Source organism: Paenibacillus sp. PK4536, assembly GCF_028594455.2.
GTDB classification, from domain to species: Bacteria; Bacillota; Bacilli; order Paenibacillales; family Paenibacillaceae; genus Saccharibacillus; species Saccharibacillus nuruki.
The window spans coordinates 1,156,802-1,182,242 of sequence record NZ_CP126313.1 but is presented as its reverse complement, the minus strand read 5'-3'; the positions used below and the strand labels follow the sequence as shown (position 1 = coordinate 1,182,242).

The window sequence follows — 25,441 nt, the reverse complement described above, 5'->3', positions numbered from 1 at the left end:
GGAGAGATATTGTATATGCAACTTGCTAATTCGGAAAATATAAAAAGTATACAAGTAAATCCCAATTCAAGATGGCATATGAATCGAGCTGGGGTTTTGAATTTTTGGCACTATGATGATGAAGAATTTTGTTTTGAAGAAGGGCGTCTTATTTTAAGAGGAACCAATGGATCTGGAAAATCAGTAACAATGCAGAGTTTTCTTCCTTTAGTGCTTGACGGGGATAAACGCCCACAGCGTTTAGATCCATTTGGGTCTCGAGATCGTCGCTTAGAATATTACCTATTGGGAGATACAGAAGAGGGACATACAGATCGGACAGGATATTTATGGTTAGAATTTTATCATACAGAGAAACAATTATATAAAACGATCGGTATTGGTTTAAGGGCACGTCGAGGCGTTGCTTCGATTGTTTTTTGGGGATTTTTATTAGATGATGGTAGGAGAATTAATCATGATATTTGGTTATATGATCACGAATTATGGTTAGAACGTGGAATCAAAATACCGATAAGTCGAAAGCGACTAGAAGAGGTTTTTGCAGGTGGAGGACAAGTTGTACAGGAACAAGGCACTTATCGAGATATGGTTAATAAGGCCTTATTTGGTTTTGAAGATGCAGACTCTTATCAAGATTTATTAAAATTATTATTAGAACTTCGAAGTCCCAAGTTATCGAAAGATTTTAAGCCTTCTTCTATGTATGAAATTTTAACACGAGCACTGCCACCATTACATGAGGCTGATTTAAGTCCACTCACTAGTGTTTTGGAAGATATGGATCAAATTACGGATCGTTTAGATGAACTGCAAGGGCACCATACTGATTTAACAAAATTACATCAAAGCTATGATCGTTATTGCAATTTCCTTTTACAAACGTATTCTAAGCGGTTGCTAGAGTCTTTGAATGAAAAAGTATCTGCTACAAAAGAGATTGATAATCTACGTTTAAAAAAAGCAGAAGTAGAAGCAGAAAAAAACGATATTATTAATCAATTAGAAAAATATCGTCAAAAACTTGTAAAAGTAGAAGAAGAATACGAACTCTTAACTAGAAGTGAAGCCATGGAGAAACAAAGGGAATTAGAGCTTTCAAATGAATCTTTATTAAATACAAAAAAACAGCTAGAAATAGTTAATGAGCGTATAGGCAACAATATTAAAAGATTAAACAAGATAGAGAGTGAAATAAATCACTTAAATGAAATAATGCAAGAATTATCGATTTTACAAAGTGAATATATTGAAGAACTTGAAGACTATGCACGTATGATTGAATTTCGTGAACATGATATTTATCAGAATATTTTTCAGCAAAGAGTAGAAGGAGAAGAGAAGTGGCTAGTTAATTGGAAAAATGATCTCAATAATCATAAGAATAGACTGTTAGCTGCTCAAAATGTAGCTAGACAATTAAATGAAGCTACTAAAGCTGTTGCAGAAATAGAAATTCAATTAGGTGAAGTTCATCAAGGTCGAGTTTTATTAGAAGAACAATATTCAGTTGAAGAAGACATTTTTGAAAAGCTAAAGCAATCTCTGAAAGAAGAATTACAAGTATGGCACAAACAATTGAAGCAATTGATGGTTGGAGGCGATCAATTGCGGGACTGTTTACGAGCAATAACTAATATATCTCCAACGATGCGAAACTATGATTCAGTTCGCCAACCGATTATAGAAGCATTTGAGCAACAAAATAATGAATTGATTCGAGTCTATGCTGATTTACAACATAGACAAAAGCGATTAAAAGATGAATACATTGAGATCGATCAAGAAATTCAGGAATGGCAAAATTTTAGAGAGCCAGAACCTATAAGAACAAAAGGTCGTTTATTTTCCAGAAAGCAACGAAAGGCTGAAATGGGGGCTCCACTTTATGCAGCATGTGAGTTTGAATCTTGGTTAACCGAAGATGAACAAGCTCAATTGGAAGAGACTTTAGTTCAAGCTGGATTACTAGATGCTTGGATTATTCCAGGCGGAAAAATTTCTTTATGGAATTCAGACAATGAAGAAGAAATATGGTTTGAGCCTAATCCTGTGAAGGGAACCACGTTAGCTAATGTTTTAAAGGGTATTCCACCTCTAAATAGTGGCTTATCTATGCAAGATATTCAAATGGTGCTTGAGAGTGTTCAATGGTCGCAAAATAAGTTTACTGATGATAGTAATTTAATAATTAGTCAGGCACATATTAATTCGAATGGTAGTTTTCGTTTGGGTCCATTACTTGGAGAAAATGTATCTAAAACTCGCGCTGAGTATATTGGAATCGAAACAAGACTCCGCACAAAGCAACTTGAAATCGAACGTCTTCAAATAGCTCTGCAGTACATTACTGAACAATTAAAAGCCGTTGAAAATGATATATGCGTAAACGATGAACAAAAACAACAACTAACTAAAGAGAAAGATAAATTTCCTGCAGATGAAGAATTGCAAATCCAAATTGATAAATTATTAAATCTTACCTCTCGGCTTTCAGAAAGTATAAAACAAGAACAAAAAGTAGAGGGTTGGTATAAGCAGAAGGTTACAACCAAAAATGAGATTCAGTTACAATTGATTAATTTAACTGAAGATTGGTCAGTTTTAAAGCAAGAAAAATCACTTGGTGAAGCAATCGAACTTTGTGGAAGTTATGGAAATTTAATTTCAGAATTAGCTTCAAATTTAAAGCGGATGAAAGACACAATGCGTAGTTTTGATACACAAAAAAATCAAAACACAGAAATTTTGGATCAGTTGGAAAGTGATTATGAAGAACAGAGCGAATACGAAGATCTTTATCGAAAATGCGTTACTCGAACCAATCAACTTCAACAACTTATCACAGATGTGGATCTTAAAACTGTGCATCTTCAAATCCAAAATACTAAAAGATTGAAAATTGAGATTCCACAAAAAATGGAAGAACTGAGAGAGAAAAAAGAACAACTAGGTAAAACGATAACTGAACACATTAAGGATTTAGAATATAAAAACGAGAAATTTCAGAGTTGTATGATGCAAATGGAAAAATTATTGCCACTTTGGTATAAAGAGATCGAACTTTCTCTCATATCAGAATTTAGAGAGCATGCATCCGATATTAATGATGAACGAATAATTTACAAACTCTGCAAACAAATTGGAACAGCATTTGGAACAGCATTTGATTCTGTTAATAAAGATATGATGATCCGGGAATTGATAACTAGCCATTCAGAAGTTAATGCTTCTCTAATAGAATATGTAATAAACATTGAATCCATTGATTCTGAAAGAATGGTGGTTGTATCGAGGCAAGATATCTCGCATGCTTTACCGTTAGTGCAATTGTTACAGGAAGTACAAGAATTAATACAAGAGCAACAGATTCTTTTAACAGAAAAAGATCGTGAGCTTTATGAAAAGATTATTTTGCAGAGTGTTGGTCGAGCGATTAGGCTTCGAATCCATCGCGCAAGAGATTGGGTTGCACAGATGAATGATTTGATGAAGCAGAGAGATACATCGAGCGGTCTACAACTCTCTTTGCAATGGAAGGCTAGATCAAGTGACACAGCAGATGAATTAGATACTACTGCATTGGTAGATTTATTGCTTCGAGACTCGCATCGATTAGATGATACGGAAATTGAACAAGTTGTTACTCATTTTAGAAATAGAATATTATCCGCTAAACAAAGTGCAGATGAAGAACAGGGTACTTTCCGAGATTATATTTATACGTTGCTTGATTATCGAACATGGTTTGAATTCACTTTACTATATCGCAAAAGTGAAAAGGCTGAATATAGAGAGTTAAAAGATGCTAAATTTAACGTTCTAAGCGGTGGGGAAAAAGCAATGTCGATGTATATTCCTTTGCTGGCTGCTACGTATTCTCGATATAGCGATGCAAATTTGGATGCTCCTAAAATTATTTCATTGGATGAAGCTTTTGCTGGTGTTGATGATATGAATATTCGTGATATGTTCTTGCTGCTTACAGATATGGATTTTGACTATATGATGACTTCGCAAGTGTTATGGGGTTGTTACAATTCTGTTCCAAATCTGGCTATTTATGAGATTTATCGACCGAAGGACTCTAATGTAGTGACATTATTTCATTATCGTTGGGATGGCAAAAAGCGGATCCTTGTAGATAAACAAGTATAGTTGAGAATAAGAGAGGCGTTTAAGCAATGGAATCTAGAGATAGAAAATCTGCTAAAGATTATTATAACGATGTACTATTAAAAAATTTGTTGAATGCTGTGTTTGAGAAATACAAAGGATACAATGGTGTAAGAGGAATAATAAAATTCAAAGTAGATTCTAAAGAAGAAGCTACCCGACTGCAAGAATTTTTTGGTGCTCGTTTAAAAAGAATGATTCGAGTAGGTATGGTCGTTGAAGTGCCTATGAAATTATTCGCAGAAGATATAGCTCAGGGATACAATTTAGATATCCCTGAGTTATATGAGCTATTATATGAAGAAGTTTTATTAACCAAAGCAGAACAAAAATTGTTGAAAGAGCAAGATTGGCATTTGGTATTTGAGCAAGCAAAAATAAACTTTTCAGAATATACAAATTCCAGTGAAACTATTCAATTTTTAGAAAGTAAAACATTCAATTGGTACCAAAGATTATATGATGGAAAAGCACCGGGTTATAGAGTTGTTCAGCACGCTATTCGAACTGGATCTAATCCTGCTGAACTTATATTCTGTTGTTTAAAAGCGCTATGGTATTTATTTGTGAAATACGAAGAAATGTTAGAGATAAAAGGAATTCATGTTACATGGATACGTCTTCCTATATTTGCTGAATTTATTACAGGTAATGATGCTCATGCGTTTGACAAAAACTTTGCAACAGGCAGATTATTGGAACATGCTTTGGAAGATATGTATAGACTTCGATTAAATAGTGGTGAGATCATAGCAAATGCTGAATTATTAGTTCCTGATTTTTTGAGACGTCGCAACATCTATCAACATTCAGGAATTAGGTTAGACGATGTAAGTTCACGGGTAGATGTATTTATTATTGATAATTATTATGGAAAAACAGTAAGAACATTTAATTTAAATGAACTAAATAATCGTCAGAACTGGCTAAACCATGCAGATTTGTACGTTTTTGAGAACCCTTCTATTTTTTCATATCTAGTAGATGAAACTCTTCACTTTCTAGAGACAAAGCAAATCAAATTAGAACAAATTCCAGAACATTTTCCTATTCTTGTTTGTACTTCTGGACAAGCTCACGATGCTGCGAAAATTTTTATTGATCAACATATAAAAGTTAATCCAAATTGTAAAGTTTATTATTCTGGTGACTTCGACACTCCGGGATTACAAATGTTAGAAACATTACAACGTTTAGGGAATATTCAAGTGTTGCGTATGGATGCTGAAACTTATCAGAATAAAGTACATCTTCGAAATCTTTCACTTCACGAACAAGATATAAGAACGCTTAAGGCAACGAAAGGTGATTTACCGAAAGCAATGGTAAAAGCAAGAAAGAAAGTTTACCAAGAAGCTATAACAAAAGAATTGGGAGAAGATTGGATACAATTAATAGAACAAATATTTAGCGATCAATAAAGAAAGTATTCTAACTCCTTATATCAAGTTCCAGACGATTATAATAAACGATGAAGTCTTAGAAACATGAATCCATTTGTACAGATTGAAATCTTCGATTTGTATCATCATCGACTATACAGCTCTGAAATGTTCGAAATTAGAAGCCTTATTCCTTGCGGAATAGGCTTTTTTATTTTGGATATGAATTGAAGTTGCTCTAGATGAATTACTTACGTGTATACTTCATTTTTCAAAATAAAGACTACCAGCTACCATACTAGATCGCTAGCTTTGATCACGGTAGTGCGGAAGCATCTAGTCATTTTTTGTATACGTTGTTACAAAATACGAGTAAGCAGTGTCTTACTTGTGGCAAAACGTATTATTATTCATACAGTCAAAATGAAGGGAGTACACACATGGATATTCAAGGGATAATTGGCACGCTATTACCTCTTCTACCAAAGGTAATCATTATAGCGTTAGTGCTTTTAGGCGTTACCTTCCTTTTTTATGTTCTATATCGAAAAAGAGGTGGCAAGAGAAAGTTCTCGGTCACACAGTTTATAGCAGGTTATTTGCTCATTATGTGGTTTGGCTTGGTTATGATTTTAACTACATTTAGTAGAGGGGAAAACTTTGAGGGGTGGGTGAATTTTCGACTGTTTAGCGGCTATCTAAGTGCGTGGAATCAATGGTCTCTCAGCGAGCTTCAACTCATTATTTTTAATATGATGATGTTTATGCCACTTGGCTTTTTGCTACCATTGCTGAGCATTCGAACGCGGCGTTTTACTCCTGTGCTAGTGATTTCTCTAATCGTAACTATTGGTATTGAGCTGACTCAGATGCTTAGTAGAAGGGGTATTTTTGAGTTAGACGATATTTTTCACAACACACTAGGCAGTATAGCAGGCTACTTGATCATGCAGGCTATTCTAAACAGTGTGAATCAGCGAAAGCTAGACTTCAAATCGACAGGTTTTGCGCTGTGCATTCCCATAGCGTTTGTTCTATTGTTTACCGGTGCATTAGCTGTCTATCAGGCAAAAGAGTTGGGTAATCTCTCAATTCGACCAGCAATCAAGCAGAATATGGAAGGGGTCGAAGTTAATATAGCTACCAAGCTTCCAGAGAAGGCGGAACCAGTTTCACTCTATGTTAATCATAGGATTTATAATCTGGAGTATGGCAAGCATATAACTGCGCTTATTCAACCATCTTTCCATCTTCAGCAGAAGCAAGGAAAACGAGTGGATGGAATGAATCGAATATGGTCATTTACCGATAGTAATGGCAACTCGTATACGTTCAACTATAACGTACAGGATGGTGTATGGCAGTTGTATAATGCGAGTGGTGAAGAGGTTAAGCTCAGTAAAGAAGAACTAACAACGCAAAGAGAGTTCTATGAAAAATGGATGCTGGACAATGATATTTTGCCTGCAGATACCGTATTTAGCATACAGAACGAGGATACGCTGAGATGGGATATCCAAAAATCAGTAGATGCTGTTGCAAAGGACGAAAAGGATTTTGCCGACGGCATGATTATGATTATACCTTCTGCTGATGATCAGCAGGCGCCTCGTGATTTATTTGATGCGATGAATAAGAATGAGTATGTGCGTAAAGTAGACGTAATAAGTCCAGCACAAGCCTATGCGTACATCCTTCAAGGAGATTTCTACATGTATAATCATCTGAAGAAAGGCGACGTGCTAACCGTTGAGAAATATGAGCTTGCATATAACTATGATTCAAAAGGATATTACCAACCAGTGTATCGCTTCACTGGAAAGGTGAACAAAGAACAGTGGGAAACGCTTGTACCCGCAATGTCTATTTCTTAAGGGGGATGCTCGCCCAAGGCTAGATAGTGTACACTTAACAGTAAACAGGCTCACGATCAGCCAAAGGATAGTCAAAGGAGAACGTTATGCATATACAGATTATTGGGGTCGGCAAATTAAAAGAAAAATATCTAGTACAAGGAATTGCAGAATACAGCAAAAGGCTTACACCGTATATCAAGTTCCAGACGATTGAAGTGAACGACGAGAAAGCACCGGATACGTTAAGCGATGCAGAAGTACGGATTGTGAAGGACAAAGAAGGCGAACGGATACTGGCTCAGATCAAGCCAGATGCGCATGTGATTGCGTTGACATTAGACGGGAAGCTATGGAGTTCGGAAGATCTAGCGAGTGAACTGGATCGGTTAGGCACGTATGGCAGCAGTCATGTGGTGTTTGTGATCGGTGGGAGTCACGGGCTTGGGGATGAAGTATTGAAGCGAGCGCAGCAGAAGTTATGTTTTGGACGCATGACGTTACCGCATCAGTTGATGAGGTTGGTGCTTGTGGAACAGGTGTATCGGGCGGTGAAGATTAACCGTGGGGAGCCTTATCATAAGTAAGGCGAACTTTTGAGGATTACCGCACAGCTAGCGACTGCAAAACAGGTTAGAACTATTATTCTAACAACAAACAGTCCCTCCAACTAGAGATATCACAAGGTGGCATTAGGACTAACAACAGTTGAAGTGAAACGCACATGTAAACTTATTTTCAATTTCCGCAGGCATGGAGCCTAGCGGATTTTTTTTATTAAACGATGAAATCTGTTGAATTAGGCAAAGACTCCGACGAAAAAGGCAAATACCACAGTATTCAATCCCCTATACTTAGAGTAAACATCCTACCGATAGGAAAGAAGCTTTTTGAAAATGCGTGTATGGGTTACACAAACGACAGGATTCATTGACATACAATAACAGAGGAGGGTCATTCATATGGGAAATAAAATGATTAGGGGACTCGTGTTCATTCTTGCATTTGCGATTGCCGGATACGCCATTGTTCAGTATGGCTTTCTTAACGCTAGTAATGCTGGACTTGTGTCTTTCAAATTGCAAAAGCCAAATTTTGAACTCGAACCATGGATATATGTGCTATACATCCATATTTTCACCGCGATATTTGCTTTGATTATAGGACCCTTTCAACTATTTATAACTCCAACAAATGCCAGAAAACGTTGGCATCGCCTGTTCGGGTACGTATATGTTTTTTCAATTATAGTTAGTGGGATCGTAAATGTGTATTTATCCATTTTTGCGACAGGAGGTTGGATTGCCGGGCTTGGGTTCATGTCGCTCGATGTACTGTGGGTTACGACTACGCTTATTGCAATAAGAAAAATTATAGCCAAAGACATCCAAGCTCATAAAGAATGGATGCTTCGCAGTTATGCGCTTACTTTTGCAGCGGTCATGCTTCGAATCTGGTTAACGCCGCTGATTATCCTGTTTGGCGATTTCGAGGCAGGCTTTCGGGCTGTTGCTTGGGTTTGTTGGGTTCCTAATCTGCTCGTCATAGAAGCTGTGATTTACAGAATGAGGTTGCGGCGGGAACAAGGATTTACAACTGCCACGCCAAAATGATCCATAAAACTGCGCATCCATAGCGCAGTTTTATTTTGTGTACGGTGAAATAGGTATGAGGATGGAATTGATTTATATTTGCTATTTCTAAGCTACGAGAAAATTTAAATTTCGCTATTGCCTATAAAGCTACTGATAGTTATAAAGCTTTTTTTCCTTAAGAAAGTCTAACATGTATATCCACCCGATTAATCCAAATAAAACAAATCCAAATGCATACAGCGATCCGTAAACGGGAATGAAATCAAGTATGGTTAAAGCAAATCTCTTTTTTAGCAACGGATAGAACATCGAAACGATAATAACGATGTAGAAAGCGAGACAAGAAAGAACTAAAAAGTAGGTTGCTTTTTTATATAATGTTTTTCGCTTCAAATAGGTAAGGAGATATGTGGTGTAAAGCACAATATTGCAAGCAAACAAAGTGACACCAATGTACTCGATAGGCTTGGAGAAAATCATACCGATCGCGATCAAGATGGGTCCTATAATATCGATAGCGACGACCCATGGATACCAGCTTTTCTTCGTCATGATCCGTCCCAGCATACCAATAAAAATCGGAACAATAGCAGATGAAAAATGAAAGTGAATCGAACTTAATGCATGGGTGTCAGGATTAGCTTGAAAGACGTTCAATTGATACTGATAAAGAGTAAACCAAATACCCCCGATAAAAAAGTAGATGAGTCCCGCGCCAATCGCCGTTTCTGCTATTTTTCCCTTATGTATCACTATATTGATTATCCCGTACATACAAAGCAGCCCTGTGAGCAATAGCCAACCCAGAGAAAGTGCGCCCGGTATAGATGTACCTTGTAACTCCCAAACTTTACTGCTCATCATAGAGGCTAGAACAAAAAGCGCGGCAGGGAATTGAAACAGCTTCACAGTAGTAAATATGATCCGTTGAGGAGTATTCTTTTCATCATATTTCAACAATAAAATAACTAGAGGTACAATAACAAAAGCGGCAAACAGTAAAAATTTTTCAACGAGTTCAAATTGGAAATAATCAAGAGAAAATATTACAATAATGATGATTGCACCTGGAATTATGGGTACGAATAATGATGTCATCCGTTTTTTCTGGAAACGACGCATGGAAGCTCCTTTCTAACTAGGCTTAACGTTATACTTACATCTATTTGGTTGTAAAGTATTCTTTGTAATAGTTGGAAGATGCTTTTTTAATAGTTTACCATAGTTATTCGCCGATAGACCTGTCCTATCGAGTCGTAGTGTAAGCAAGGATAAAGCCATCGCTAACCAGAACATTATAATTTCATGCGATATAAGATTATAGAGAATTAATAAAAGGATGAGTGATAACTATGAGTATCAGATATACCGACTATGTACGTATGAAAACAGGTCAATACCAGTCTGTAGGGAAATTTGGCGAAGATATTTATGTATTTGAGATGTTAACAGGTATAACGGACACCTCAGAGTTTCATCAGATTTCGAAGGAAGAATTCGATTCTTTTGAAATCTGGTCTGAAGAAGCACCCGAGTATCCAAAAACGTATGAAATCCTTGCACGTCCTGTGCTCTGTAGTGGTTATTTGGGAAAAGCGTATTTAGATCCTTCGTTGCTTCGTGATATGTAAATGGGTAAAATGATGTTTAATCATAAGCCATAAAAAATGATGTCGAAAGGATACGTTATGAAAAATTTTATTATTTTTGGAGCCAGTAAAGGATTAGGTGAAGCATTCGTTAAAGGACTACCCGAAAAAGGTGATCGTGTGTGGGTGGTTTCTAGAACGTACCCTAACCATTTGAATGTTGAAGATGGTATTGAAAAATATTGGATTGAAGCTGATTTGGCGAAACCTGATGCAAGCCATATCATTGCGAATACATTGAACGATGTTACTATAGATATATTGATATACAATGTAGGCATATGGGAGAGCAAAGGGTTCAGAGACGATTATGATTTTGAGCAAGATGATCCCGCTGAAATTGCGAACATTATCAATATCAATGTTACTTCTGCGATTACCTGTATACAGAAGCTTTTACCGAATCTGAAAAAGTCAGATAACGCCAAGATTTTCTTGATTGGTTCTACAGCAGGTCTGGAACATAATGATTTCACACAAGTCTCATTTACAGCTTCTAAATTTGGCTTGCGTGGTATTGGAAATTCGATCAGAGAGCATGTGAAGAAATATGGAATCGGTGTAACTTGTATAAATCCGGGTGAAATTGCAACCCAAATTCCCTTAGAAGATGGAATTGAAAAAGTATTGTCTACATATGGTGGAACCCAAATTCCCCTTCAAGATTTGATTTCTTTAGTCAAATGCGTGATGAATCTGTCCAAAGCTTCTTGTGTCAAAGAAATCAACATGCCGGCAATGTTAGATACAAATGGGTGATTGGCTCTAAAGAGAATGATCGTACGATAAAAGTAAAATTCTTTTTAAATAAACCACTCTATATTTATGAGTGGTTTTTATTTTATGGAAATCAATAAAAGGAATACTTGCTAAAGACTAGATAGGATACACTTAAAAGTAAATATGCTTACGACGAGCTAAAGGATAGTTAAATGAGAACGTCATGCATATATAGATTATTAGTGTAGGAAAATTGAAAGAAAAATACTTAGTACAAGGGATTGCGGAATACACCAAACGGCTGACACCTTATATTAAATTCCAGACGATTGAAGTGAATGACGAGAAAGCACCGGATATGTTAAGCGATGCGGAAGTGCAGATTGTAAAGGACACAGAAGGCGAATGGATACTGTCCTAGATCAAGCCAGATGCGCATGTGATTGCGTTGACGGATGGAAAGCTATGGAGTTGGGAAGATCTAGCAAGTGAACTGGATCGGTTAGGCATGTATGGTAGTAGTCATGTGGTGTTTGTGATCGGTGGAAGTCACGGGCTTGGGGATGAAGTGCTGAAACGTGCGCAACAGAAGTTATGTTTTGGACGTATGACGTTACCATATCAGTTGATGCGGTTGGTGTTAGGGGAGCAGGTGTATCGAGTGGTGAAGATTAATTGTAGGGAGTCTTATAATAAGTGAGTACAAATCAATATATTGTGAAAATTAAAAAATAGTAACTTAAATTTTAGTTACTATTTTTTAATTTTAGTTCAGTTATTAAGATCAAACATGATAATTAGTTAAAATAAACGTAAAAAATCTATTTAATGTTAATTACTGGATACTTCTTTGCATTTTTTATAATTTTTTCTTCTATAATCTGTTTTACGTCTAAGTCTAAATCAGAGCATAACATCAAAGAATAAATCAATACATCTGCAATTTCTTCACGAATGTTTTCTTTGTTTTTTTTGAGCGCTTCTTCATTATTTATCCACTGAAAGTCTTCTAGCAATTCTGCAGCTTCGATTGAGATAGAAATAGCCAAATCTTTCGGATTATGATATTGTCTCCAATCTCTTTCGTCTCTAAATTCATTAATTTTATGAATTAAAAATTGGATATCACTCATAAATGTTTTCTCCTTTTCAACTCTAGTAGTCTCTGTCTTAATTTAGGATCAGTTGCATAAATATATAGACCATAGATACCTCTTTTCATTAAAATATTTATATGATTTAAAATAATTTCTTCCTTAATTTTCTCGTTCTTCTCAAAAGAATAATCTGTTCTCGAAGCGAGTGCACCCTTGTCTTTATATTCAGAAATATTGATAATTAGTTCATTAATAGTTTCATCATAGCTTACTGAAGGACCTAAAATTACACCAACATAATTTAAATCAAAGCCTTGCACAGTATAAGTAGATCCAGTTTCGTTAATCGAATCAGCATTTTCAGCCCATGTCTTATCATAGCTAGTGCTATTCCAAGGCATATTGATGCCTTCCTCGTCAACTATATAAGTTGCTCCATCCTTTTTGTGTAAATAATCAAAAGTAGAGACTATACGGGCAAGACCAAATTCATTATCTTTATTTTTAATAGCTGTTTTAAAAGTTTCATTATCTTCAAAGATTTCAAGTTCGAAAGAGAAGTCTTCTACTATTGGTAAAGGAAGTATTTTTTTAGCTACAAAGTTATTAATCCAATCTATTGTTTCTCGAGTAGCATTCATTCTCATTTGGTTGGTAAGCTGTACAGTTTTTGTATGATAAGGATGTAAAATTTTATTTAATAGTTCTTTATTCCAATGGCTTTTAATTTTCAATACTTGTTTTAAGTCAAAAATTACAATAACTATTTTACTAAGTTTAATAATCTCATCTAATTGATTTGAATAATTAGAATTATTATAAGGATCTTCTTTTGTTAAAAGTAAATGAGCTTCGTCAATCAATACAATATCTGCAGATTGTCCTATTTTAATATTCTCATTAATAAACGATGTTGGCTTCATAAAATTTTTTTTCTTTAAGTTTGGTAAGCTATTAGCAATGTTTTTATATGTTTTTAACATTTCTGAATGATTTACCACTAGATAATTATTTGTTTTATATATAGAGGAGCTTGGATCTTTAGTTAAATCTTGGAGTGTATTGAAAAGAGAACTTAGTAACACACTTTTACCTGTTCCAGCATCCCCTTCAATTACAATTACATGTTTTCCCTCTTTTTGTATGAATTTTTTACAAAAATCGAGAATTTCATCTTTAATTTGTGCTTGCTGAGAAGAGAGTTCCTTATAAGGAGATAACTTATAAGTATCTTTGTTTATGAGATTTTCAAGAGTATCACTAACAATTTTTTCATCTCTAAGTCTTTGCCAAATTAAACTAAACAATTCCTGATCGTAAAATGATTTTTGATAATAGTCATGCATAACTCTAGATCGAGTTTGACTTATATTTTGAAGCTCATAATGATTATCTGCGATGAAGTAATTAATGAGATTGGTCTCAATATTATAAGTAGCTGACTGATTGAATTTACGATGTCCAATTAAAATGGAACGATTTAAACTTTTTCTTTTCTTGCTATCTTTATGATTTTTAAGACGTTTTATAATTTGAACAGTTTGTCCAATGTAAGCAGTTCGTCTTTTTTTATCCGTATAAAGTATATATACAATTGGATAATTGATTAAGTGTGGTAGTGTTACAATATGGCTATTGGGGAGAGGGAATTCTCCCTTTTCAAATATAAGTTTATCCATAATATTCTTAAATTCCTCGTTTTTTTAATGTAATAATATCATATTTTATAATCGAACGTTTTGAAGTTAAGTTTCTTTGCCTAAATGCTCTATTTTTTAATTTATAATAGTTATAAGAAAAGAAAAATCAGTAAAATAATAAGTAATATACTGGAAAATTAATGAATTTTACAAAAAAATAAGTATTAAAAACTTAAATAATTATAGGTTACAGAATAAGTAAAGAATAGTCTTGTTATCTCAGAAAAATATTATTTTCAATCTCTAGTGATGATACAATCACAAATCAATTGTACTTACCCGTAAACCGTGTTACTCTGAGGAGTGGCAAACTCCAAAGTTACGGTCGGCAAGACTTCTTATACAATCATCACCATTTTAGCTATACAGAAAGGTAACACTATGATAAAAGTTGAAGATTTATCCTTCTCGTTTCCTCAGAAAGAGCTTTACAATCATATTTCATTTACGCTTGAAGAAGGACAACATTGTGCTTTTATCGGAACAAGTGGCAGTGGAAAAAGTACCTTGATCGATATCCTGATGGATGTGGAAAGGTATTTGTTTGAAGGCAAATTAGAGATTGATCCAGATTGCAAAATCGGGCTGGTCAGTCAGTTCTCGCAAGTCGATAAAACCAAAGAAGTGACGGTTTTTGAATATATCGCAGAAGAATTTATAAAGATACAAGATGAGATTACGGCGATTTATGCTGAAATGGCAACGACATCCGATATGGAAGCGCTGATGGAAAAGCATCAATTGGCTTCAGACGCATTCGATGCGATGGATGGGGACAACTTTGAAAGTACAATTAATAAGCAGTTGAATCTAGCGAACCTCATGAAGATCAAAGATCTAAACGTATCCGACTTGAGCGGTGGCGAATTCAAATTGATTCAAGTGATGAAGGAAATGCTTCAGCGTCCAGACTTGATGATTATGGATGAACCGGATGTATTTTTAGACTTTGAAAACCTGAATTCATTGAAAAAATTGATCAATTCTCACAAAGGTATGCTACTTGTGATTACGCATAATCGCTACCTATTGAATCATTGTTTTAACAAAATCATCCACCTTGAAAATACAGAACTGCAAGAGTTTGACGGGCGCTATATTGATTATAACTTCTCCCTTCTTCAGACTAAAATCGAGTTACAAGAATTGACTGTTGCTGAAGCAGAAGAGATTGAGCGCAACGAGAGCATCGTCGATAATCTTCGAGAAATCGCAACGTACAATTCAGAAGCATCCCGTGGTAGAGCGCTCAAAGCTAGAGTGAGGTTTACTGAACGATTGGAAGCACGTCGACTCAAAGCACCATTTGTAGATATTAAACAACCGGATATTCGTTTAGATATCGATCATGAAATTGAAAGTAGATTTGCGATCAATGTTCGTGATTATAGCGTTTCTTTTGACGAACTGCTTTTGGAAAATGTAAGCTTCAAAATAAAACCTAGAGATAAAGTCGCTCTAATCGGTCCCAACGGTACAGGGAAAACGACGTTGCTTCGAGACATTTTCCATAATAACAAAGAGTCTATTGATATCAAACCAGATGCCAAAATGGCGTATTTATCTCAATTCCAGGGCGAAATGCTTCAAGATTCCAATACAATTTTGGATGAATTTATCGAAGCAGGATTTAAAACGTATGAGGAGATTATAGCGTATCTTGCAGACTACGGTTTTGCAGGCGAAATTCTGAATCAGAAGATCGAATCGTTATCCGGTGGCGAAAAAAACTTGCTTCAATTGGCTAAAGTCTCTGCTAGTCATGCAAACATCTTGTTTTTAGATGAGCCGACAAGCCATTTAGACACCTATACACAGATTGCACTGGAAAAAGCGATTGCAGATTATAAAGGTGCTATTATTATGATTTCGCATGATTTCTATTCGGTTGTAAATGGTATGGATTACGTGTTGATCATTGAAGATAAAACGGTTAAAAAAATGAGTATGGACGAGTTCAAACAGATGATTTATGATAGCCATTTTGATAAAGGCTATTTGGAAGCGGAAAAAAATAAAAAAGCAGTTGAAATGAAAATAGAATTGGCGTTAAAAGATACGAATTTTGAACTGGCTAAACGTTTGGCAGATGAACTAGAAGAATTAATTAAGTTGGTTTAATGGATAGCGATATGATTAGAGTGAATAAGCTCTAGTTCCACTATGAAATAAGATAATAGAACAACCTCTATACAACAAAAAGACACTGGTACATCACATCGCAGTGTCTTTTTGCTATATACATTTAGTTATAGCTTTAATGCCATTTTTTCGTTATATATTCGATCATACAGAGTATAGTAGAGTAAGTATATTGCGATTGTTTTCATACAGAAAAGCAAACTGCATCCGTAGAATGTTGAACATTCTTTTTTAAGAAAAGAGGGATATACCAATGAACATCTATTGTCAGGGGATTTTTAAGCAGATGGATATGGCTGTCGATTCTGTGATTAAGCTAATGAACACATTGAGTAATGAAGATCTGAACATTAGACCCACCGCAGAGAAAATATCGATCGGCGAATTGCTTGCGCATATGTCTGTACTTTGCAAAGCGGACTTTCTGATCGGGAAAGGTGTCTCTGAGGAAGAGATCGATCTTTTTTACGAAGAAGCAGAACCTGCACCTAATCTGAATGCGATCGCAGAGGCGTTATTGCATCATTATGATTTTCTCAAAGAAGGCATAGCACAGCTAGAAGAATCAGAGCTTTTGCAACAAACTACAGCATTCTGGGGTGGAACGCATTCCCGTTATGAATGGCTTCTGGATACCCAAGCACATTTCTACCATCATCGTGGACAGTTGCATGCAATGCTAGTGCATGTGTTGAAGCGGGAGCCGAATGTGCAGTTGTTTGAATAAAATAAGGTTTTGTATATTTACCGATATCCTTAGATTAATTCATCGTACTTACTTCCAGACCGTGACATTTAAAAACATGATCAGGATTATTTTTGACTTCGTGTTCCTGAAGATCGTACATCGCTAGTTTGTAGTTGATTTCTTCTAAATGTTTTAGTTCTTTTTCAATATGCTTTTGTATTTCTAATTTATGATCTTTCAACATGTCTTGTCTTTCTACAAAAGTGATATTCCCCGCTTCAAAAAGCTCTTTATATTCTTTTATTTTAGCAATAGACATGCCAGTTTCTCGAAGGCAACGAATAAAAGAAAGCCAGTCTATATTTTGTTCAGTGTAGATTCGTCTTCCTTTTTCATCACGAGATATGTTTGGTAGTATGCCCTGATCTTCATAAAAGCGCAGTGTTTTTGCAGATATATTTACATTTTCGACTACATAATTCATAGAATACCTCATATTATTTGTCTCCACCTTTAGTTACAGTTACTGTAACCTAATCATAGCACGAAAATGAATTAGAAAACTAAAATAGTTATTATAGCGCTATAAAAAATTATCCTTTACTTGCCCTTAGGACAACCTAATACAATAAGTATTGTTCAGAAAATAAAAAACAAAGAGGGCTAAACATATGAATAAAAAATATAGCAAGTTATTTGATTCCTTTACTTTTAAAAGTGGAGTGACTATCAAGAATAGAGTGGTTATGGCACCAATGACCACATGGGCAAGTAATGAGGATCTTACTGTTTCGGATGAAGAAATTAGGTATTACCAACAACGTGTAAATGGTGTTGGACTTGTGATTACAGGATGTACGCATGTGACACCGAATGGACAAGGATTTACACATGAGTTTGCTGGATACAGTGATGAATTTATTCCTAGTTTGCATCAATTAGCGAACGCCGCTAAAAGTGGAGGAGCCCCTGCGATCTTACAGATTTTCCATGCAGGCAATAAAGCTTTGCCTGGATTGGATGTGGTTAGCTCGAGTGAATCGCTACCTGAGGTAACGGCTCTTGGATCAACAGTAGCAGCAAGAAAATTATCACACGAAGAAATTCTTGAGATGATTCAAGCCTTTGGAGATACCACAAGAAGAGCGATTGAAGCAGGATACGATGGTGTTGAGATTCACGGAGCGCATGGATTTTTAATTCAAAACTTCTGGTCGCCTTCGACTAACCAACGGACAGATCAATGGGGTGGTACGCTTGAGAAAAGGTTGCGTTTTCCATTGGCTATTATTGAAGAAATTAAATCTGTTATTGCAAAGCATGCTACCAAGCCTTTCATGCTAGGATATCGCTTATCGCCAGAAGAATCATCTAAATCAGATGGATTGCGTATGCAAGATACGTATGAATTAATCGATTTTCTGGTAGAACAAGATCTGGATTATATCCATGCTTCGTTAGATCATTTGTCTTCCAAGCCAGTAGATGCTCAAGATGATAAAACAAGACTTGAATTGATTCTGGAAAAAGCAAATGGTAGAGTTCCTGTAATGGCAGCTGGTTCTGTTATTACAGCAGATCAAGCAATGGCAAATGTAGAATCAGGATTACCATTAATTGCGCTTGGACATACATTACTTATGAATCCTGATTGGGTAGAAAAAGTAGAAAGCGGACGTGAGTCTGAGATCACTTCCGAACTCGATCCTTCCCAAGTACAACTTCCTGAAAAACTTTGGAATATTATTCATGGTATGCCCGGTTGGTTTAATGTTCGTTCATAACGTAAGATAAATATAACAAGTATATGAAAAAGAGAACTTTCTTAGGTGAGTTCTCTTTTTTATTGTTTACTGAGATACATAAATTTGACTACGATTGGAGAAAATAATAGGGGATGATGAGGATTTAGTAGAGATTGATCCTGTAAATGAAGTAAATGAATAAATACGAATGAGCGAATAAAAAATAAGTAAAATCCATATTTCTCTATGTTTTCCGATTAGATACCTCCTCAACGGGTAAAAAATAACAAAAGGAAGAGGAGGAATATAATGCTTAATATGAAATCAAAAGGGAAAATGATTACAGTTGCTTTATTACTCGCTTTACCTCTATCTACAGCTACAGGAACGATCCAATCGTTAACTTTAGGACAGACGGCTGTTGCGGCTTCATCTTCTACAACTGCTACTACAGCGAAGCTTACAGACTCTTTGAAAGGTGGCTATACCGTTGCAGCTACCAAGCTAGATGTACCTTGGTCTATACAGTTCTCTGGCAATACCGTCTATATCACACAACGTGGTGGAGGCATTGTCCAGATTAAAAACGGTAAGCAAACGGTACAAAAAGTACAGACTAAAAAGCCACTTCGTGTTGTAGGTGAAGCAGGGCTGACAGGCTTCGTACTCGATCCTAAATTTACTAAAAATAAAATGGCTTACATCTACCATGCGTATGAGAAAAATGGTGAAGGATTCAACCGAATTGTCAAAGTGAAGTTAGTCGGCAATGTCTGGAAAGAACAAAGCAAGCTAGTGGAAGGCATTCCCGGCGGGCGTATTCATGAAGGTGGACGTTTAGCGTTTGGCCCAGACGGTATGTTGTATAGTACAGCCGGTGAAACGAATCGCAGAGAGCTTTCTCAAGATCTGAAAAGCTTAGGTGGCAAAATTCTGCGCATGACATCTACAGGCAAAATCCCTAAAGACAATCCGATCAAAAATTCATATGTCTATGCTTATGGACTACGCAACTCGCAAGGGATCGCATGGACATCTGACGGCAAGTTATATGCATCCGATCATGGTCCAAGTGGCGCTCCCATCCCGGGCGGTGGCACAGATCGCACAGGTCTGGATGAGATGAATCTGATTAAGCCCGGTTCCAACTATGGCTGGCCTAAGGTTATGGGCAACGAAACCGCACCAAATATGGTTTCTCCGCTCTATGTCGCTAGTTCCAAAGCGATCGCTCCATCCGGTATCGCTACAACACCAGATGATACGATACTTGTTGCGACACTGGCAGGTAAAAGTCTGAAAGAATTTGACCCTGTTTCCAAAAAAATGACTGATATCTTAACAGATGTAGGACGTGTCCGTGATGTAGCGGTACACAACGGTAAGATTTATGTGATCACCAACAACACCGCAGGCGGAACACCAGAGAAGAATGATGATCGCTTGCTGATTTTAAAATAAACCATAAAAAGAAGCGATTAGGGTAGATTATCTTGCTCTGATTGCTTCTTTTTCATTTTATTTAGGTGAAGTGTTATGATGAAATTTAATACAGTCTGAAAGGAGTACCTATGAAGAGCACAAAATTAATTATGGTTGAAGGTCTTATGGGTGCAGGCAAAACGTCTACTGCTTCTTTTCTCCAAAAATACTTGGAGCAACAGCATATACAAGCGAGTTTATTTCTTGAAGGCGATCTGGATCATCCTGTGGATTTTGAAAGTGTAGCTTGTCTAAATGAGGACGAATATCAATCGTTGTTACAACAGTTTGGACATGATAAAGAGTGTATTCAGCAAATGGTTCATTCGCAAGGATCCAATCATTTTTTCTTTTATCAAAAAGCAAAACAGATATTAAACGATACATTTCCAGATGATCTATATACATATATAGCAACTTACGATATTTACGAATTACCATTAGCTAGACATTGCGAATTGCTTTTACAGAGTTGGAGAGACTTTGTAGATCGTGTAGCTGACAAGGATGAAGTGGTTGTTTTGGAATGTTGTTTTTTTCAAAATCCAATGTGTATGTTATTAGCCAAAAGTAATGCCGATCAGGCAGTCATTACGCAGTATATTCTTGAGCTTGCTGATATTGTTAAGCGACTTCAACCTGTGCTTATTTATCTATATCAAGAAGATATCAGTAGAACACTACATCGAGTGAGTGCAGAACGATCCTCTGAATGGTTAGACTTTGTCATCTGGTATTATACAGAACAAGAATATGGCAAAGCCCATCAATTAAGCGGGGTAGAGGGACTGATAGAATGTCTGCAAGTGCGAAGAAGATTGGAATTAGAGATTTTGGAGCAGTTACATATAGACAAACTGTTCATCGATAACTCAGCACTGAATAGGGAACAAACAGAGCAAGAACTTATCGATTATTTAGATAAATAATCGATAAAAAAAGAGATTCTCCTAAATCCAAAGCGTAGGAGAATCTCTTTTTTATATTGAATGACTTTATTCTACATAAAATAATCACTACACCGTAACACCACTTCCATGATACCGTCCCTTCGGCACGACCAATGGCGAACCTGAGATGGGATCTTCGATCACGGTACAATCCAATCCGAAAATCTCTTTCACCCGTTCACTGGTGACCACTTCCATAGGAGAACCTTCTGCAACCAGCTTGCCCGTATGGAGAGCAAAGATATGATCTGCATACCGTGCCGACAAGTTGATATCATGAAGTACCATCACAATCGTAGTGCCATGCTTGCGATTCAGATCGGTCAACAGATCGAGAATCTCTACTTGATAGGTGATATCTAGAAACGTGGTCGGTTCATCCAGAAATAAAATATCCGTTTGTTGCGCGAGTGCCATCGCGATCCAGACCCGTTGACGTTGTCCGCCAGACAGCTCGTCGATATTATGATTAGCGAATTGCGTAATATCCATAATCGTCATCGCTTCTGCAACAGCTTCATAATCTTTTTTACTCCAGCTTCCGAACATCTTCTGATGAGGGAACCGTCCTCTACCGACTAGATCAGCAACAGAGATGCCTTCTGGCACGATAGGAGACTGGGGAAGCAGTCCGATAATGAGGGCTAAGGCTTTGGCAGGGAATTTACTTATCGGCTTACTATCCAGTGTTACGTGACCGGAAGTAGGCTTGATCAATCGAGCTAATGTTTTGAGTAGCGTCGATTTACCACAACCATTTGAACCGATGATTACACTGATTTGGTGACTCGGTATCGTGAGGTCTACGCCGTGAATAACGGTTTTATTTTCATATCCTGCTACTAATTGTTCCGCTTGAAAAAGATGTGTCGGCTTCATTATAGTTCCCCCTTTTGATTCATTCGGATCAGCAAGAAGATCAGATAAGGCGCTCCGAGTAATCCAGTAATGATACCTACGGGGAATCTGTACTCAAACGCAAATTGTCCGATCAGATCGGCAGCTAGCACTAGATTCACACCGACCAATCCTGCGGGCATAATATTAGACGAACCTACGCCTACTAATCTTTTGGCAATTGGCCCAGCTAGAAAGGAGACAAAAGCAATCGGCCCTGTAGTCGCTGTCGCAATCGCCACCATACAGACCGAGCTCACAATCAGCGCAATCCGTGTGTGATCCGTGTTCACACCTAATGAGAAAGCAGATTGCTCTCCTAATTCTAAGATGCTCAAGTGCTTGCTAAGTCCAATAATTAGCGGTGAACAGATCAGCACAATAATGATCAGTGGCGGTAATTCACGCATCTGCGAACCGTTCAGACTACCTGTTAACCACCGAAGGGCTGAAGGAATATCTTGTTGAGCACTGATCAATAACAGATAAGAAATCACTGCATCCAACATTGCCTGAATACCGATACCAATCAGAATTAAACGTCCAATCGAAAAGACTTTGCCTCTAGATAATACATAAATAAAAATAACGGTAATCAGCCCTGCAACCACAGAAGCAATCGAGATCACTGCATTACTAGCATGAAGAATCACAATACAGAATACAGCCGCGGCGCTTGCACCTGAGGTAATCCCGATCACATTGGGATTCGCCAGCGGATTACGTAATATCGTCTGAAACGTATAGCCAGCTACGCCAAAAGCAAAGCCTGCAAACAGCCCTGCTAACATACGTGGTAAACGAATCGTACTGACTGCAAAGGATACACCTTTGATCTTTTCTCCTGACAATGCGCGGAGAACATCTCCAAGTGGATAAATCGTATTGCCAAGTAACAACATCGCGACACATAAACCAACAGCAATCATAGCGAGCAGACTTGTCACCATTAACCAGCGGCGATGTCTTTGCCGTCTGCCTGCTTGGATAAATTCAATCGCAGCTTGGCTCATAATGAACGCACTTTCGAGCGCATCGCTACTACGATTAAGATAGGAGCCCCTATAAAGGCAGTGACGATTCCCACTTCAAGCTCACCCGGATTACTGATCAGTCTGCCGCCGACATCAGATACCGTCAAAATAATAGCGCCTGTGATCGCAGACATAGGAATCACAAACCGCAAGTCGGCTCCCAGAATCAGCCGTATCACATGAGTAGCAAGTAGACCAACAAATCCTATCGGGCCAGCAAGTGCAGTCGCTGCTCCACATAATAAAACTCCTGCCAAAGCGGCGATCAATCGTAGGGTGCCCGTACGTACACCAAGACCTGTAGCCACATCATCACCAAGTGCTAACGCATTTAGTGCAGGTGCAGTGATAAAGCCAATCAATAAGCCGACCGCCAAAAACGGGATAAAGGTAGCTATCGCACTCCAATTTGCAGAGCCGACGCTACCTACTTGCCAGAATCTAAATTGATCCATCACATACGAGCGAGGAATCATAATCGCTGTTACGAGTGAAGATAGAGCCGCACTGGTTGCTGCCCCGGCTAAGACCAGCTTGATCGGTGTAGCTCCGCCACGACCCATCGAACCAATCCCGAATACAAATACCGCGGTGATCGCTGCTCCAGCCAGAGCTAACCAGATATACTGATTAGCATGACTGATATTAAGAAAAGCGATCCCAAAAACCACAAACAAGGACGCCCCTGTATTCACTCCTAATATACTGGGATCAGCAATCGGATTACGGGTGACTGCTTGCATCAATGCACCGGATACGCCAAGAGCTGCTCCACAACATAAGCTGAACACTGTGCGAGAAATGCGTTTACGTACAATATTAGCGCCGTAACTATCGACATTCGGATAAAATAACCCGTCTATTAATTCGTGCCATCCTATTGATCTTGAACCCAAGACCAGAGAGGCAATAGCAGTGAACCCGAGCAAGATCAAGCAAATGATCAGCACCCATACGAAGTTTTTAGGCATATGTGAGTGTAAGTGTTTCTCATTTGAAAGAGTTGAACTATCCATTTACTTTATCAGCAGCAGCACCGATTAATTTCAAATATTCATCGATGGTGTATGAAATCGAAAGTGGATTAGGTGTTCCAGCAGCTACCAAAGGAGTATCGCTTGTGATAAATGCTACTGAACCTCTTTGAATCGCAGGAATTTTACCAAGCAATGGATCTGCTTTGACGGCTTGATACAATTTGTCATCGCCATATCCAATTAAGATATCGGCATCATTTAATACTTCTGCATTTTCAGCACTCAAGTTTAAAGAATAGCTTTTTGGATCTTTGATTTCTTTTGTGATACTTGCTGGAGCATCCATGCCTAATTCTTTTAAGAACGATACACGAGAATCAGCAGGTGTATAAATATGAAGTTTGGACATATCCGTATCGGAGAAATTCACCCATACGACTGTTTTACCTTTGATTTGCGGATAAGCACTTAGCTTGTCGTTGACTAATTTTTCGGTATCTTTGATCAATTGTTCGCCTTGCGCTTTCATACCCATTCCTGTCGCATTGAGCAATACTTGTTCACGCCAAGTGGTTGCCCAAGGAGCTGTTGGATAAGCGACAACAGGAGCAATCTGACTGAGTGTATCGTAATCTTCTTGCGTAATACCAGAGTATGCTGCAAGAATAACATCTGGATTAGAATCGGAAATCGCTTCAAAATCTAGACCATCGGTATCTTGGAAAACGTTCGGATTTTTCACACCAAGCTCATCTAGCTTTTTGGCTGTCCATGGCAAAAGTCCACTACCATCTTGAACTCCAAAGTTCGCTGCTGAAAAGCCGACAGGGACCACACCTAGAGCCAATGCTACATCTTGGTTCGCCCATTGTACTGTAGCTACACGTTCAGGTTTGCTTTCGATCACAGCCTCGCCTAGAGCATGCTTGATCACGATTGGATACTCTGTTGTATCTGCTGGTGTAGCGGCTGCCTCTGTATTCGTTGTTTCTGTTGGAGCTGGAGTTGTTGTAGAAGCCGCTTGGTTGTTGGAACAACCAACGAGAGCAACAATCGACATGATTAAGATCAGTACCGCGGTAAAAGATAATTTCTGTCTAGTATTCATAGTGATCCCCTTTCGTACCCGAACATGATTGTTAATGGTACTTAGTCTCTGATTTTGGTGTTGATTATCTTAAATGAGTAAACTCAAATGAAATATAAGCATATGTAATACATGATAATGATTATCAACCTCAATAATATAGCGTTTTATCTCTAGTAGTGTCAATGAAAAAGTGGCAATTTAATAAGGAAATTCATCATATTTCTTCACTTTTCGCTAAAGTATGTAAGCATTGTTATAATAAAC

At 37.4% G+C, this 25,441-nt stretch carries 20 protein-coding genes and 1 pseudogene; 13 read left to right on the top strand and 8 right to left on the bottom strand.

The annotated features are described in order from the left end of the window. Positions 1–15: 15 nt before the first annotated feature. The 5 genes from PO903_RS05475 (at position 16) to PO903_RS05455 (ending at position 9,024) form a co-directional block, all read left to right on the top strand. Positions 16–4,158: a TIGR02680 family protein gene (locus PO903_RS05475; protein ID WP_273592857.1), complete on the top strand. Its 4,143-nt coding sequence runs from the start codon at positions 16–18 to the stop codon at positions 4,156–4,158. A 26-nt stretch (positions 4,159–4,184) separates the two neighbouring features. Further along, a complete protein-coding gene (locus tag PO903_RS05470; protein WP_273592856.1) occupies positions 4,185–5,597 on the top strand; it encodes a DUF2399 domain-containing protein in 1,413 nt (470 codons plus the stop codon). Positions 5,598–5,998: 401 nt separating this feature from the next. Continuing rightward, positions 5,999–7,432: a VanZ family protein gene (locus PO903_RS05465; RefSeq protein ID WP_273592855.1), complete on the top strand. Its 1,434-nt coding sequence runs from the start codon at positions 5,999–6,001 to the stop codon at positions 7,430–7,432. A gap of 86 nt (positions 7,433–7,518) precedes the next feature. Next, positions 7,519–7,998 carry a 23S rRNA (pseudouridine(1915)-N(3))-methyltransferase RlmH gene (gene rlmH, locus PO903_RS05460; RefSeq protein ID WP_204825774.1) on the top strand — a complete coding sequence of 160 codons (480 nt, stop codon included), beginning with the start codon at positions 7,519–7,521 and terminating at the stop codon, positions 7,996–7,998. Between the two features lie 375 nt (positions 7,999–8,373). After that, positions 8,374–9,024, top strand: coding sequence for a DUF2306 domain-containing protein (locus PO903_RS05455; RefSeq protein WP_273592854.1), 651 nt, complete (start codon positions 8,374–8,376; stop codon positions 9,022–9,024). A 129-nt stretch (positions 9,025–9,153) separates the two neighbouring features. On the opposite strand, the gene PO903_RS05450 is transcribed toward PO903_RS05455, so the two are convergent. Next, on the bottom strand, positions 9,154–10,128 hold the full coding sequence (locus PO903_RS05450; RefSeq protein ID WP_273592853.1) for a YndJ family transporter: 975 nt from the start codon (positions 10,126–10,128) through the stop codon (positions 9,154–9,156). Between the two features lie 230 nt (positions 10,129–10,358). Here PO903_RS05450 and PO903_RS05445 point away from each other — a divergent pair, with 230 nt between their 5' ends. From PO903_RS05445 to rlmH (PO903_RS05435), 3 genes and pseudogenes are all read left to right on the top strand, one after another. Next, a complete protein-coding gene (locus PO903_RS05445) occupies positions 10,359–10,637 on the top strand; it encodes a hypothetical protein (RefSeq protein WP_273592852.1) in 279 nt (92 codons plus the stop codon). Positions 10,638–10,694: 57 nt separating this feature from the next. Continuing rightward, positions 10,695–11,414: an SDR family NAD(P)-dependent oxidoreductase gene (locus PO903_RS05440; RefSeq protein WP_273592851.1), complete on the top strand. Its 720-nt coding sequence runs from the start codon at positions 10,695–10,697 to the stop codon at positions 11,412–11,414. 196 nt (positions 11,415–11,610) lie between these two features. Further along, positions 11,611–12,075, top strand: a pseudogene (gene rlmH / locus PO903_RS05435) (23S rRNA (pseudouridine(1915)-N(3))-methyltransferase RlmH). A gap of 121 nt (positions 12,076–12,196) precedes the next feature. On the opposite strand, the gene PO903_RS05430 reads toward rlmH (PO903_RS05435), so the two are convergent. Beyond that, positions 12,197–12,508: a nucleotide pyrophosphohydrolase gene (locus PO903_RS05430; protein WP_273592850.1), complete on the bottom strand. Its 312-nt coding sequence runs from the start codon at positions 12,506–12,508 to the stop codon at positions 12,197–12,199. Further along, entirely contained in the window at positions 12,505–14,151 is a 1,647-nt protein-coding gene (locus tag PO903_RS05425) for a DUF2075 domain-containing protein (RefSeq protein WP_273592849.1), read from the bottom strand. Before PO903_RS05425 ends, PO903_RS05430 begins: the two co-directional genes overlap by 4 nt. A 402-nt stretch (positions 14,152–14,553) precedes the next feature. On the opposite strand from PO903_RS05425, the gene PO903_RS05420 reads away from it, so the two are divergent. Then, positions 14,554–16,293 (top strand): ABC-F family ATP-binding cassette domain-containing protein, encoded by a 1,740-nt coding sequence (locus PO903_RS05420; RefSeq protein WP_273592848.1) that lies wholly within the window; start codon positions 14,554–14,556, stop codon positions 16,291–16,293. A gap of 274 nt (positions 16,294–16,567) precedes the next feature. Then, positions 16,568–17,041, top strand: coding sequence for a DinB family protein (locus tag PO903_RS05415; protein ID WP_273592847.1), 474 nt, complete (start codon positions 16,568–16,570; stop codon positions 17,039–17,041). A gap of 34 nt (positions 17,042–17,075) precedes the next feature. Here the strand turns inward: PO903_RS05415 and PO903_RS05410 are convergent, their stop codons facing one another. Then, complete coding sequence (locus PO903_RS05410; RefSeq protein ID WP_273592846.1) at positions 17,076–17,486, bottom strand: MerR family transcriptional regulator; 411 nt, start codon at positions 17,484–17,486, stop codon at positions 17,076–17,078. A 187-nt stretch (positions 17,487–17,673) separates the two neighbouring features. On the opposite strand from PO903_RS05410, the gene PO903_RS05405 reads away from it, so the two are divergent. The 3 genes from PO903_RS05405 (at position 17,674) to PO903_RS05395 (ending at position 21,158) form a co-directional block, all read left to right on the top strand. Further along, the gene (locus tag PO903_RS05405) at positions 17,674–18,786 is read left to right on the top strand and encodes an NADH-dependent flavin oxidoreductase (protein ID WP_273592845.1); all 1,113 of its coding nucleotides are present in this window, start codon (positions 17,674–17,676) and stop codon (positions 18,784–18,786) included. Positions 18,787–19,056: 270 nt separating this feature from the next. Beyond that, positions 19,057–20,208, top strand: coding sequence for a PQQ-dependent sugar dehydrogenase (locus tag PO903_RS05400; RefSeq protein WP_273592844.1), 1,152 nt, complete (start codon positions 19,057–19,059; stop codon positions 20,206–20,208). Positions 20,209–20,318: 110 nt separating this feature from the next. Next, positions 20,319–21,158, top strand: a complete 840-nt coding sequence (locus PO903_RS05395) for a P-loop NTPase family protein (RefSeq protein ID WP_273592843.1) — start codon at positions 20,319–20,321, stop codon at positions 21,156–21,158. An 87-nt stretch (positions 21,159–21,245) separates the two neighbouring features. Here the strand turns inward: PO903_RS05395 and PO903_RS05390 are convergent, their stop codons facing one another. The 4 genes from PO903_RS05390 to PO903_RS05375 are packed head-to-tail and all read right to left on the bottom strand — an operon-like array spanning position 21,246 to position 25,195. After that, positions 21,246–22,058, bottom strand: a complete 813-nt coding sequence (locus PO903_RS05390; RefSeq protein ID WP_273592842.1) for an ABC transporter ATP-binding protein — start codon at positions 22,056–22,058, stop codon at positions 21,246–21,248. Next, the gene (locus PO903_RS05385; protein WP_273592841.1) at positions 22,058–23,089 is read right to left on the bottom strand and encodes a FecCD family ABC transporter permease; all 1,032 of its coding nucleotides are present in this window, start codon (positions 23,087–23,089) and stop codon (positions 22,058–22,060) included. Before PO903_RS05385 ends, PO903_RS05390 begins: the two co-directional genes overlap by 1 nt. After that, on the bottom strand, positions 23,086–24,126 hold the full coding sequence (locus tag PO903_RS05380) for a FecCD family ABC transporter permease (protein WP_083243353.1): 1,041 nt from the start codon (positions 24,124–24,126) through the stop codon (positions 23,086–23,088). Before PO903_RS05380 ends, PO903_RS05385 begins: the two co-directional genes overlap by 4 nt. Then, positions 24,119–25,195 carry an iron-siderophore ABC transporter substrate-binding protein gene (locus tag PO903_RS05375; protein WP_069326431.1) on the bottom strand — a complete coding sequence of 359 codons (1,077 nt, stop codon included), beginning with the start codon at positions 25,193–25,195 and terminating at the stop codon, positions 24,119–24,121. The genes PO903_RS05380 and PO903_RS05375 overlap by 8 nt, the downstream gene beginning before the upstream one ends. Positions 25,196–25,441: the final 246 nt, after the last annotated feature.